This is a genomic window from Rhizobium sp. BG4, assembly GCF_016864575.1.
GTDB lineage: Bacteria > Pseudomonadota > Alphaproteobacteria > Rhizobiales > Rhizobiaceae > Rhizobium.
The window spans coordinates 1,589,341-1,601,487 of record NZ_CP044125.1; the positions used below are offsets into that span (position 1 = coordinate 1,589,341).

Annotated in this window: 10 protein-coding genes; 7 read left to right on the top strand and 3 right to left on the bottom strand. The window is 62.6% G+C overall.

The annotated features are described in order from the left end of the window. Window positions 1-14: 14 nt before the first annotated feature. From F2982_RS08310 to F2982_RS08340, 7 genes are all read left to right on the top strand, one after another. Entirely contained in the window at window positions 15-2,942 is a 2,928-nt protein-coding gene (locus F2982_RS08310; protein ID WP_203429786.1) for an aminotransferase, read from the top strand. A 520-nt stretch (window positions 2,943-3,462) separates the two neighbouring features. After that, a complete protein-coding gene (locus F2982_RS08315) occupies window positions 3,463-3,657 on the top strand; it encodes a hypothetical protein (RefSeq protein WP_203429787.1) in 195 nt (64 codons plus the stop codon). Between the two features lie 124 nt (window positions 3,658-3,781). Then, complete coding sequence (locus F2982_RS08320; protein WP_203429788.1) at window positions 3,782-4,750, top strand: P1 family peptidase; 969 nt, start codon at window positions 3,782-3,784, stop codon at window positions 4,748-4,750. A 56-nt stretch (window positions 4,751-4,806) separates the two neighbouring features. Next, entirely contained in the window at window positions 4,807-5,709 is a 903-nt protein-coding gene (locus tag F2982_RS08325) for a LysR substrate-binding domain-containing protein (protein ID WP_203429789.1), read from the top strand. Window positions 5,710-5,841: 132 nt separating this feature from the next. After that, window positions 5,842-7,326, top strand: a complete 1,485-nt coding sequence (locus F2982_RS08330) for an ABC transporter substrate-binding protein (RefSeq protein WP_246777547.1) — start codon at window positions 5,842-5,844, stop codon at window positions 7,324-7,326. 268 nt (window positions 7,327-7,594) lie between these two features. Then, window positions 7,595-8,545 (top strand): ABC transporter permease, encoded by a 951-nt coding sequence (locus F2982_RS08335; RefSeq protein ID WP_203429791.1) that lies wholly within the window; start codon window positions 7,595-7,597, stop codon window positions 8,543-8,545. Beyond that, a complete protein-coding gene (locus F2982_RS08340; protein ID WP_203430033.1) occupies window positions 8,545-9,396 on the top strand; it encodes an ABC transporter permease in 852 nt (283 codons plus the stop codon). Before F2982_RS08335 ends, F2982_RS08340 begins: the two co-directional genes overlap by 1 nt. A gap of 3 nt (window positions 9,397-9,399) precedes the next feature. Here the strand turns inward: F2982_RS08340 and F2982_RS08345 are convergent, their stop codons facing one another. From F2982_RS08345 to F2982_RS08355, 3 genes are all read right to left on the bottom strand, one after another. Further along, the gene (locus tag F2982_RS08345) at window positions 9,400-10,254 is read right to left on the bottom strand and encodes an NlpC/P60 family protein (protein ID WP_203429792.1); all 855 of its coding nucleotides are present in this window, start codon (window positions 10,252-10,254) and stop codon (window positions 9,400-9,402) included. Window positions 10,255-10,275: 21 nt separating this feature from the next. Then, the gene (locus tag F2982_RS08350; protein WP_112714034.1) at window positions 10,276-10,626 is read right to left on the bottom strand and encodes a MarR family winged helix-turn-helix transcriptional regulator; all 351 of its coding nucleotides are present in this window, start codon (window positions 10,624-10,626) and stop codon (window positions 10,276-10,278) included. 114 nt (window positions 10,627-10,740) lie between these two features. Continuing rightward, a complete protein-coding gene (locus F2982_RS08355) occupies window positions 10,741-12,129 on the bottom strand; it encodes a M17 family metallopeptidase (RefSeq protein ID WP_203429793.1) in 1,389 nt (462 codons plus the stop codon). Between the last annotated feature and the right edge of the window lie 18 nt (window positions 12,130-12,147).

Genomic DNA, 12,147 nt, shown 5'->3' on the forward strand with positions numbered 1-12,147 from the left:
CCCTGGGGGATGCGATGACCGATGAAGCGCTCACCGATCGTATGGAACTGCCGCGACCGGACGTGACACCGGAAGAAGCCTTAAGCATCCTCGAAACCCACTATGGCTTGTCGGGCACGATCAGCGAGCTCGGCAGTCAGCAGGATCGCAATTACCGGCTCGATACCGGCAACGGCCGCTTCGTCCTGAAGATCTGCCACATGGCCTACGAGACGCTTGAGCTCGAGGCGCAGAACGCGGCGATCCACCATCTCAATACGATCGAAGGCGCGCCGCGCGTTCCGCATCTGCTGACGTCGACCGATGGGCAGGCGATCGTCGCGGTGACCGTACGCGACCAGACCTATCAGGTGCGCGTTCTCGAATATCTCGAAGGCGAAAGCCTGACGCATCGCAAGCATTTGCCGAAAAGCACGGTGGCAGCACTTGGCGCACTCTGCGCCCGGCTGGCAAAGGCGCTTGCCGATTTCGAGCATCCGGGCCTGGAGCGCAGCCTGCAATGGGACCTGCGTCGCGCCGGCCCCGTCGCCGTCCAACTGCTGTCGGCGATTACCGATAGTGCCGCCCGCGACCGCATCGCCAAGACGATGGTGCTGGCCGTGCGCCGCATCCAGCCACTTGCCTCGTCGCTTCGCGTTCAGGCCGTGCATCACGACGTCACCGACGACAATGTCGTCAGCCTGCCCGACGCACATGGGCGGCTGATCCCCGATGGCGTCATCGATTTCGGCGACATCATCCGCGGCTGGCTGGTCGGCGACCTCGCGGTCACCTGCGCCTCGCTGCTGCATCATGCCGATGGCGATCCGCTCTATATCCTGCCGGCGATCAAGGCCTATCACGAGACCTATCCGCTGACACCGGAGGAGCTGAAGGCGCTGTGGCCGCTGATCGTCGCCCGCGCCGTGATCCTGGTTGCTAGCGGCGAGCAGCAGATCTCGATCGATCCTGAGAACGATTACGCGCGCAACAATCTGGAGCATGAGCGCATCATCTTCGACACCGCGATGTCCGTGCCCTTCGAGCTCATGGAAGCGGCGATCCAGAAGATCGGCGGCATCGAGCAATCGCTACCGCAGAATTCGGGCTGGCAGGCGCTATTGCCCGAGATCAATACAGCCGACATCGCCTATCTCGATCTCGGCGTTCAGAGCCGCCATTTCGCCGGCGGCAACTGGCTGAATTCCGAGATGGACTGGCGCCTGCTTGCCCGCGTCGCCAATGACAGCGGCGTTGCCGCGACGCGCTACGGCGAATACCGGTTGTCGCGCGCCAGCACGCTGAGCGCCAAGCCGCATTCGACCTTCGCTCTGCATAGCGACATCTGCCTTTCCGGCGGCAATCCAGTCGCCGCGCCTTTTGCCGGCCGGATCGATTTCAGGAACCATCATCTGGTGCTGATCGGCGACGGCATCAGCCTGCATCTCGACGGTATAGAACCATCGGTCGAGGATGGCACTGAGGTCGAGGCGGGCCAGACGATCGGCACGGTTTCCGGCGACAGCAATTCGCTCGGCGGGCTGCGTATCCAGCTTTGCACTATCAACGGCCTGGAACCGCCGCTCTTTGCGACGGCACACGATGCCGACGCATGGTCGGCAATCTGCCCTTCCCCCTCGCTCCTGTTTGGCGACAACTGCAATGCCCCAAGGCCCGATACGGCGGCGCTGCTGACGCGGCGCAAGGCACATTTCGCCAAGCCGCAGAAGAACTACTATGACGCTCCGCCGCAGATGGAACGCGGCTGGAAGGAGCATATGTACGATGTCGAGGGCCGCGCCTATCTCGACATGGTCAACAATGTCAGCATCCTCGGCCACGGCCATACCCAGCTTGCCGATGCGATCGCCGACCAGTGGCTGAAGCTCAACACCAATTCGCGCTTCCACTATGAGGCGCTGGCCGAGTTTTCCGAACGGCTGGCGGCACTCGCCCCTGAGGGCCTCGACCGGGTGTTTCTGGTCAATAGCGGTTCCGAGGCCAATGACCTCGCACTGCGGCTGGCCTGGGCGCATAGCGGCGCGCACAACATGCTTTGCCTGCTCGAAGGTTATCACGGCTGGTCGGTGGCAAGCGACGCTGTCTCCACCTCGATCGCCGACAACCCGCAGGCGCTCTCGACGCGCCCGGCCTGGGTGCACCCTCTCTCGGCGCCGAACACCTATCGCGGCGAATTCCGCGGCTCCGAAAGCGCCAGCGACTATCTTGCCGGTGCCATTCCGGTACTGCAGGCGATCGACAATAGCGGCCAGGGACTGGCCGGCGTGATCGCCGAGCCGGTCTATGGCAATGCCGGCGGCATTCCGCTGCCGGACGGCTATCTTGCCGGTCTCTATGCCGAAGTGCGCGCCCGCGGCGGCGTCTGCATCGCCGACGAAGTGCAGGTCGGATATGGCCGGCTCGGCCATCATTTCTGGGGCTTCGAGCAGCAGGGCGTCGTGCCGGATATTATCACCATCGCCAAGAGCATGGGCAACGGCCACCCGCTGGGTGCCGTCATCACCAGCCAGGCGATTGCCGATTCGCTGGAACGCGAGGGCTATTTCTTCTCGTCATCCGGCGGCAGCCCGGTCAGTTGCGTTGCCGGCATGACGGTGCTCGACATCCTGCGGGAGGAAAACCTGCAGGAGAATGCCCGCCAGGTCGGCGACCACCTGAAGGGACGGCTGGCAGCGCTGATCGAAAAATTCCCGATTGCCGGGGCGGTCCACGGCATGGGCCTCTATCTCGGCCTCGAATTCGTGCGCGACAGAACGACGCTGGAGCCGGCCACCGGCGAGACGGCGGCGATCTGCGAGCGGCTGCTCGATCTCGGTGTGCTCATGCAGCCGACAGGCGATCACCTCAACGTGTTGAAGATCAAACCGCCGCTCTGCCTGACGATCGAGAGTGCCGACTTCTTCGCAGACATGCTGGAAAAGGTGCTTTCCGAGGGCTGGTGAGGCATCACTCGCGCCATTAACGAATTAGGTGATTTCGCGGCCTACCGCTTTTTAATGAATTGCCCCATTGCCGGAATCAGGCACGCTTCCTATGTCTGCTGCGGTGATCGAAACGAGTTCTCGACCGTCACGCGAATTGCACAAAGTCTTGATATGTTCTTTCTGCAAGTTTGGGTAAGATGGAATGAAATTTTTCCGATCGCCGATATTTTGACACGTTTCGGAATATGTTTCTGACTGATTATCGCCTATTCTCTACTACATTAGTAGATTAATAGAGATAGTTATCGCCGGTCCCGGCTCTACGGGACCACCACGAGTGCAACGCCAACGCAAGGAACGAGACATGATTGAAATCGATATTCTCGCCTATCTCCTTGGGCGCTCTGTGCTCGGCAATGACCGTCCGGGCGCCCTCTCCCGCCCGAACTGTCGAATGTGACGTTCGTCCCCCTCTCAACGGTACAAGACAAGTCAATTCGCCATCGCTCGCGCAGTCCGCGCGGCAGGAGTTCTACGCATGAAAAAGCAAGTTATCGAATATGCAGGCGTTCCCGTCGGGATCGTCATTCCGGATGAAGACCGGCTGAAGTTCATCGCCGTGAAGTTTCACGTTCACGACCTCGATGAGCAGCGCTTCCGCTCTCCCGACGAGGTGAGGGTCGCTATCCACAACCTGATGACCCGCCGCCATCCGAAGCCGCTTCATGCCTGATTGCAGGCACAGGCTTTCCCGCTTCATTCCAACCGAAGTTTTCTGACCGGCCCCCATCATCATCGGGGCCGGTCTTGTTTTTTGCCTGTCGTTGCGCTCCTAATCGCCGCCAAAGGGGACCGACTTGCTCAATCTCATCACCGATATCGAAGGCCTCTCCGTTGGCCACGCCACCGACCTGACGCTCGGATCGGGCGTTACCGCCATCATTTTCGACCAGCCGGCGATTGCCTCGGGCACCGTTCTCGGCGGTGCACCGGGCGGGCGCGATACCGCCTTGCTCGACCCGTCGATGACGGTCGAAAAGGTCGATGCCTTCGTTCTCTCCGGCGGTTCGGCTTTCGGTCTCGATGCCGCAGGCGGCGTCCAGTCCTGCCTGCGCGAAGCCGGACGTGGCTTTGCGGTCGGCGATGTGCGCGTCCCGATCGTGCCGCAGGCGATCCTCTTCGACCTCCTGAATGGCGGCGACAAGGACTGGGGGCTGCATGCGCCCTATCGCGATATGGGCTATGCCGCCTGCGCTGATGCTTCGACTGGACGCTTTGAGCTGGGAACGGTCGGCGCCGGCACCGGTGCGACGACAGCGACCTTCAAGGGTGGCCTCGGCTCGGCGAGCACAGTCGGCAGCGGCGGGCACAGGATCGGGGCAATCGTCGCGGTCAACGCGCTGGGTTCGGCGACAATCGGCGCCGGCCGGCATTTCTGGGCGGCACCCTTCGAGCAGGATAGCGAATTCGGCGGACTCGGTATGCCCGCAACGATCGATCATCGCATGCGCCTGAAGGGCATGAGTGCCCCGGCGACGACGATCGGCGCTGTGGTGACCGACGCGATACTGACCAAGGCGCAGGCCCACCGGCTTTCGATTGCTGCCCATGATGGCCTGGCACGCGCGCTGCTCCCGGCGCATCTGCCGCTCGACGGTGATACCGTTCTCTCAGCCGCAACCGGCGCAAAGCCGATCGAGGCGCCCGGCTTCATGGAGCTCTGCCATCTCGCAGGTATCGTCATGGCCCGGGCGATCGCGCGCGGCGTCTACGAGGCAAGCGCCCTGCCGCATGAAGGCGCGCAGCGCGCATGGCGGGACGGCTAGCGGGACCTTCTGCGATTGCCTAAAGAGAAGCGGCAGATGAGAGGCAGGAGAACCGCATGCAGATCCGGGCGCTGATGTATTTCGACGAGCTGGTGAGAACCAATTCGATGCGGCAGGCGGCCGAGAACCTCAATGTCGCTCCGACTGCGGTCAGCCGCCAGATCGAAAATCTCGAAGACTATTTCGGCACGCCGCTCGTCGAGCGCAGCGCCCGCGGTGTCACGCTGACGGCTGCCGGAGAGCTGCTTGCGGCGCGCGCCGGCCGGACGCTGCGCGAGCTCGAACATGTGCAGCAGCTGATCGAGGATCTGAAGGGGCTGGAGCGCGGTCGGGTGACGATCTTTGCCAATGGCGCGATCGTTGCCAGCCTGCTCACCCCGGCGCTTGCCGAGTTCAGCAAGACCTATCCCAGCATCCGCTTCGAGGTGATGATCACCAGCGCGCGGCAGGCGGTGGAAGCCGTCAATTCGGCGCGCGCCGATATGGCGCTGACCCTGTTCGCGCCGCAGATGACCGAGGCCAAGGTGATCGCCCGCTCAGAGATCACCTATGAGGTGATCGCCTCCAGCCGCCACGCGCTCGCCGGACGCAAGGAAGTGACGCTTCGCGAATTGGCGCGGCACGCGCTGGCGCTGCCGGAAACATCATTCGGCTTTCGCCAGGCCTTTGACACCGCAGCGGAGCGCCAGGGCCTGACCTTCGAACCGGCCTTTACCGTCAGCGCGCTGGAGATGCTGAAGGAGCTCGTTCTCAGCGACATGGCCGCAACGCTTCTGCCGCGGCTTTCGGTGCGCCGCGAGCTCGAGGCTGGTACACTGACCGCCATTCCGCTTGCCAGCGAAAGCACAATCCGCACGCATGCGGAGCTGTCGATCGCGCCCGACCGGCAATTGTCCTTCGCTGCCGCCAAGCTCAGCGGCTTCATCGAAGAGTTCATGCGCTCGAACGCCAGCCGCTAGCGTTCCGTCCCCGAGACCTTGCGTTTCCAGCATTTTTGGTGTGTATCGATTTTCAATACACAGAGGACACAAAACGTGTTCACCATAAAAGACGGGATATACATGCTCCGCCTCATCCGTTCCGCCCGCCGCATGCAGGCCTTTGCTGCGTCCTGCGCCATCGCAGCCGCAATCGCTCTTCCCGCCCATGCCGCTCCCAAGACCACGCTCAATCTCGGCATGGCGGTCGAACCCACCGGTCTCGACCCGACGATCGCCGCGCCTGTCGCGATCGGCCAGGTGACCTGGCAGAATGTTTTCGAGGGTCTGGTGTCGATCGGCGAGGACGGCAAGGTGCAGCCGCAGCTGGCAAAGAGCTGGGAGGTCTCTGCTGACGGGCTGACCTATACGTTCAAACTGCAGGATGGCGTGACCTTCCACGACGGCGAGACCTTCGATGCGGCAGCGGCGAAATTCTCGCTGGACCGGGCGCGCGGCAAGGACTCGGTCAATCCGCAAAAGCGCTTCTTCGCGTCGATCGCCTCGATCGATACGCCGGATGCCGGCACGCTCGTGCTGCATCTCTCGGAGCCGACCGGCAGTCTGCTCTACTGGCTCGGCTGGCCCGCTTCGGTCATGGTCGGCCCGAAATCCGCCGGTAACGACAAGACCGTACCCGTCGGCACCGGACCGTTCAAATTCGTCAACTGGGCGAAGGGCGACAAGGTCGAGTTGGCGAAAAACGATGCCTACTGGAACAAGCAGGTTTCGGTGCAGCTCGACAAGGTAACCTTCCGCTTCATCGCCGACCCGCAGGCCCAGGCGGCAGCGCTGAAATCAGGCGATATCGACGCCATTCCGGAATTCGGCGCTCCTGAATTGATGAGCTCCTTCGACGGCGATACCCGTTTGACGACGGAGATCGGCAATACCGAGCTCAAGGTGGTTGCCGGGATGAACAATGCCAGGAAGCCGTTCGACGACAAGCGGGTGCGTCAGGCGCTGATGATGGCGATCGACCGGCCGACGGTGATCGAAGGCGCATGGTCCGGCCTCGGGACGGCGATCGGCAGCCATTACACCCCGAACGATCCCGGCTATCAGGATATGACCGGCGTGCTCGCCTACAGTCCTGAAAAGGCCAAGGCGCTGCTTGCCGAAGCCGGCTATCCGAATGGCTTCTCGTTCACCATCAAAGTGCCGCAGATGGCCTATGCACCGCGCAGCGCTCAGGTGATGCAGGCGATGTTTGCCGAGATTGGCGTGACGATGAATATCGAGCCAACCGAGTTTCCGGCGAAATGGGTGCAGGATGTGATGAAGGACCGCGCCTACGAGATGACGATCGTCGCCCATGCCGAGCCGATGGACATCGATATCTATTCGCGCGATCCCTATTACTTCAACTACAACAATCCCGACTTCAACGCGCTGCTGAAGAAGGTGCAGCTGACGGCCAATCCGGCCGAGCAGAACAAGCTCTATGGCGAGGCTCAGAAAATCCTGGCGGAAGACGTACCCGCCCTCTATCTCTTCGTCATGCCCAAGCTCGGCGTCTGGGACAAGAAGCTGAAGGGGCTATGGAAGAACGAGCCTATTCCTTCGAACGTTTTGACGAATGTTTCGTGGGAGGAATGATCGGATGCTCGGCTGGAGGTAGGGTCATCAACCGGGATTGCCATAGCGTAGTGTCTGCGCACGCCCTTCACCCTCCCTCATTCCTGTGCTTGTCACAGGAATCCAGCGCGCCCCAGTCCTGGAGCGCTGAAGACTCCTCTCCCCGATTTCGATTCATTCACCGCGCAGACGCGCGGTGGCTGGATTCCTGTGAAGAGCACAGGGATGAGGGAAAAACGCCGGGCCGCCGCGCGCGAACTCGAGCGGTATCGCACAAGGCGCGAGCTACATGATCGCCCTGCTTTCCCGCCGTATTGCCGGTCTGGTCGTCACCCTCCTCATCGTCTCCTTCCTGATCTTTGCAGTCATGGGCCTGCTGCCCGGCGATCCCGCGTCGATCATGCTCGGCACCTCGGCGGCGCCCGATACGCTTGCGGCACTGCGCCATGATCTGGGTCTCGATCAGCCGCTGATCGTCCGCTACGGCCATTGGGTCGCCGGCGTTCTCCGTGGTGACCTCGGCCAGTCCTATACCTACAGCGTGCCGGTCGCCGGGCTGATTGCCGAGCGGCTTGCCGTCACCCTGCCGCTTGCCATCTTCGCCATCCTGATCTCGATTGCCATTGCCCTGCCGCTCGGCACTTTCGCCGCCGCCCGCCGCGGTGGCATCGCCGATATAGCCGCCACCCTGTTCTCGCAGATGGGCATTGCGGTTCCGGCGTTCTGGGTGGCGCTGCTGATGATCATCCTGTTTTCAACGACGCTCGGGCTGATGCCGGCCGGCGGCTTTCCCGGTTGGGAAAATGGCATCGCCGCCGCCCTGCAGGCGCTCGTCATGCCCGCCTTCGCGCTCGCCCTGCCGCAGGCAGCGGTGCTGACGCGGGTGACGCGCTCGGCGGTGCTCGACGTGCTGCACGAGGATTTTACGCGGACCGCGCGGGCCAAGGGCCTTTCCGATAAGGCCGTACTCTGGCGCCATGCCGTGCCGAATGCGCTGGTGCCGATCCTGACGGTGCTTGGCCTGCAGTTCACCTTTCTCGTCGCCGGTGCTGTGCTGGTCGAGAACGTCTTCAACCTCCCGGGGCTGGGGCGGCTTGCGCTGCAGGCGCTTGCGCAGCGGGATATCATCGTCATGCAGGACGTCGTGCTGTTCTTCGCAGCGCTGGTCATCATCATGAATTTCATCGTCGACATGTCCTATCTCGCCATAGATCCGCGGCTGCGGCGAGAGGGGGCATGATGGCATTCTTTGTCGCGACGGGAGCGCAGCTCGGAGTCAACAGAATTAGCCGGCGAATTAGTCTGATCGCAGGAGTCGTGATCGTCGGCATCCTAGCAGCTATTGCCGTGCTCTCGCTGTTCTGGACGCCATTGCCGCCGGCGAAGATGCAGATCATTCACAAGCTGCAGCCGCCGCTTGGCTACGGACTGCTCGGCACCGATCAATTCGGCCGAGACGTCCTATCGATGCTGATGGCAGGGTGCTGGAATTCGCTATCTATAGCGGTCACCGCAGTTGCCATCGGCGGAACGATCGGCTCGATCGTCGGCATTTCGGCTGCAGCGATCCGCGGACCGTTCGAAGCGGTGCTGATGCGCGTCTGCGACGTGATATTCGCGCTGCCGCCGATCCTCTCGGCGATGATCCTCGGTGCCTTTCTCGGCCCCGGCCGGTTCACGGCCATCACAGCGATTGCCGTCTTCATGATCCCGGTCTTCGCACGCGTGACGCTGGCGACCTCATTACAGGCTTGGAGCCGCGACTATGTGCTTGCGGCACAAGCAATCGGCAACAGCCGGCTGACGATCTCGATCCGGCATGTGGCGCCGAATATCATGAGCCAGATCATCGTTCACGCCACGATCCAGCTGGGGCTGGCGATCCTGACCGAGGCGGGCCTGAGCTTTCTCGGTCTCGGCATGGCGCCGCCGGCGCCGACCTGGGGCAAGATGCTGGCCGATTCGCAGACCTTCATGGGCATCGCGCCGTGGCTTGCGATACTGCCTGGCCTGGCGATCGCGCTTGCTGTTCTCGGATTCAACATGCTGGGCGATGGGCTGCGCGACTGGCTGGATCCAAGGCAGCGCTAGAGATTAGAACGGGCGACGGTAGCCGGTCGGCATCTCGTAGAGCCAGCCGATACGCTTGACCGCTTCTTCGAAATTCTCGCGGGCGACGGTCATCGTGTGGCCGTTGGCATGGATGATGGTATCCGGGTCTTCCATGATCGCCACATGACCCTTCCAGAACACCAGATCGCCGCGTCGAAGCTCCGAGCGGTCGATCGGCGCACCAAGAGCTGCCGCCTGCATATCCGTGTCGCGCGGCGTGCTGCGGCCGGTCATCAAGGCCGCGAGCTGAACGAGGCCGGAGCAATCGATCCCCAGCCCCGAGCGGCCACCCCAGAGATAGGGTGTGTTCAGGAACTGCAGCGCGACCTCGACATAATCGGCGCCCTCACCCGCGCCGATCGGCTGCAGGTGCTTTTCGAAAATCGCCGTTCCATCGGCTAGCACATGGTAGTGATTGCCCCGCGCCTCGGCCTGACCGGTGACGCGGACACGGCTGCCCATCGACAGGATCATCTGGTAGGGCTTTCGGAGCTCAGGCTCGGGATAGATGAAGGTGCGCTGGACATTGACGACATGCGTCGGCTCGGCATCAGCCGTTGTCAGCATCGCCTCCGGGAGATAGCCGACATAACCGTCAGAGGCCGCCTTGACCCAGCACCAACCGTTCGAACGGTCGAAGACGGTTACGTCCTCGCCCATCAGCAATTCCGTATCGATGCCGCGTGCCAGATCCGGGACCGGGCGAAGCGGCGCGACGGGAACCGCGATCCGCGCCGACGTACCCTCAACGAAGCGCTCGGCCTCGACCTTGCCCTTGAGGGAGGCCTCGGCGAGATCCGGTCTATAGGCGTTGAGGCGCAGGTCGAACATGGTCATGACAATCCTTTACTCTGGCTCTTATACCGGAAGCTTGCGGCCCTGCTCGCGCACGAGATCGCCCAGCTTCTCGAGATAGAGCGCGCCGCCGACGGTGCGCTTGATGATCACATTACGCCGATCCGCGTCGTCGCGCACCCTGTCGACGAGGCCCATTTCACCCATCGTGTCGAGCGCGCGGGTGATGACGGGCTTGGTGACGCCGAGGGTGGCGGCGAGCCCGCGCACGGTATGCGGCGGCGGGACGAGATAGATATGCAGGAGAATCGCCATCTGGCGCAGTGTCAGGTCGCGATCGTCGTGGCGCACCTGATCGAGCGCCACGCCATGCCAGAGCCCCAATGCCTGGGATGCACTCAGTTCGATCGGCACGGCCTCTCCGGAAAATCGTTACGCTAGCGTTCCTATTTTCGCAGGCTGCCGCCCTCATGCAAGAGGCGGCATGAACTGCCGCCTCTCAAGGTGAATAAAATTTTAACGATCGGCTCAGGCGCCTTGGCGGATATGGTGATAGAGCGCGCGGATCGCCTGCGCTTCGCCACCACCCGGGGAATGCGCACGCTCGGAGGGTGCCCAGCCGTAGATGTCAAAATGCGCCCAGCTTTTCGCCTTGCTGACGAAGCGCTTCAGGAACAGGGCCGCGGTGATGGCGCCAGCCATGCCGCCTGCCGGTGCATTGGTGATATCGGCGATCTTGGCGCGGATGTCCTTGTCGTAGCCCATATAGAGCGGCAGGCGCCACAGCGGATCGTCGGTCTCGAGGCTGGCTTCCGTCAGATCGTGAGCAAGGCCCTCGTCATCGGTGAAGAAAGGCGGCAGATCAGGACCCAGCGCAACGCGGGCGGCACCGGTCAGCGTTGCCATGTCGATCAGGAGATCCGGGGATTCCTCGTCGGCATAGGTGAGCGCATCCGCCAGAATGAGACGGCCTTCGGCATCGGTATTGTCGATCTGAACGGTCAGGCCCTTGCGGCTCTTGTAAATGTCGCCCGGACGGAAGGCATTGGCCGAGATCGAGTTCTCGACAACGGGGATGATGACGCGCAGATCGACCTTCAGCTTGGCATCCATGATCATCAGCGCCAGGCCCATGACGTTGGCCGCCCCACCCATGTCCTTCTTCATCAGCAGCATGGACGATGCCGGCTTGATGTCGAGGCCGCCGGTATCGAAGCAGACGCCCTTGCCGACAAGCGTAACCTTGCGATGACCCTTCTTGCCCCAACGCAGCTCGAGCAGACGCGGCGCATCGGCGCTGGCGCGGCCGACGGTATGGACTAGCGGGAAGTTCTCCTTGAGCAGGTCATCGCCGATGATGACGGACATCTCTGCCTTGTAGTGCTCAGCGAGCCCACGGAAGGCCGCTTCCAGCTGCTCCGGTCCCATATCGTTGGTCGGGGTGTTGATCAGATCGCGGGCGAGGAAGACGCCGGCAAGCTGACGCTTGATATCGGCAGCATCGGCATCGCGCGGGATCATCAGCGTTGCTGCGGCGGGCTTTTCGGAGCGGTAGCGATCGAAGCGGTAGCTGCCGAGACCAAAGCCTAGAGACAGGCGGTTTGCCGTCAGCGGCGCGGTTTCGATATGCCAGTCGCCGGCCGGCAGCGAGCGCGCCAGCTTGCCGGTGATGTAGGGCTGTTCCGAAGGATTGGTGCCGAGGCCGAACAGCGCGCCACCAAGATGGCCTTCCGCGGTCGGGATCAAAAGCAGCGAGCCGCTTTCGGCGCGATAGCCGGCCTTCTTTGCCCAGTCGAGGGCGATCGGATCGATCGTCCCGGTCTCGATATGCGCGGGGGTGACGGCGAAAATCGGAAGCGTCGAGCCGCCCTTGTTGTTGAAAGGGGTTGGTCTCTCAATAAATTGATAGGGGGCCATGATGTCCTTCGGCGGTAT

What these genes read in the sequence shown, in the direction of transcription:
- F2982_RS08325 (WP_203429789.1), top strand. Translation starts at nt 4,807, where the DNA reads ATGCAGATCCGGGCGCTGATGTATTTCGACGAGCTGGTGAGAACCAAT.
- F2982_RS08335 (WP_203429791.1), top strand. Translation starts at nt 7,595, where the DNA reads ATGATCGCCCTGCTTTCCCGCCGTATTGCCGGTCTGGTCGTCACCCTC.
- F2982_RS08355 (WP_203429793.1), bottom strand. Translation starts at nt 12,129, where the DNA reads ATGGCCCCCTATCAATTTATTGAGAGACCAACCCCTTTCAACAACAAG.
- F2982_RS08345 (WP_203429792.1), bottom strand. Translation starts at nt 10,254, where the DNA reads ATGACCATGTTCGACCTGCGCCTCAACGCCTATAGACCGGATCTCGCC.
- F2982_RS08330 (WP_246777547.1), top strand. Translation starts at nt 5,842, where the DNA reads ATGCAGGCCTTTGCTGCGTCCTGCGCCATCGCAGCCGCAATCGCTCTT.
- F2982_RS08315 (WP_203429787.1), top strand. Translation starts at nt 3,463, where the DNA reads ATGAAAAAGCAAGTTATCGAATATGCAGGCGTTCCCGTCGGGATCGTC.
- F2982_RS08340 (WP_203430033.1), top strand. Translation starts at nt 8,545, where the DNA reads ATGGCATTCTTTGTCGCGACGGGAGCGCAGCTCGGAGTCAACAGAATT.
- F2982_RS08310 (WP_203429786.1), top strand. Translation starts at nt 15, where the DNA reads ATGACCGATGAAGCGCTCACCGATCGTATGGAACTGCCGCGACCGGAC.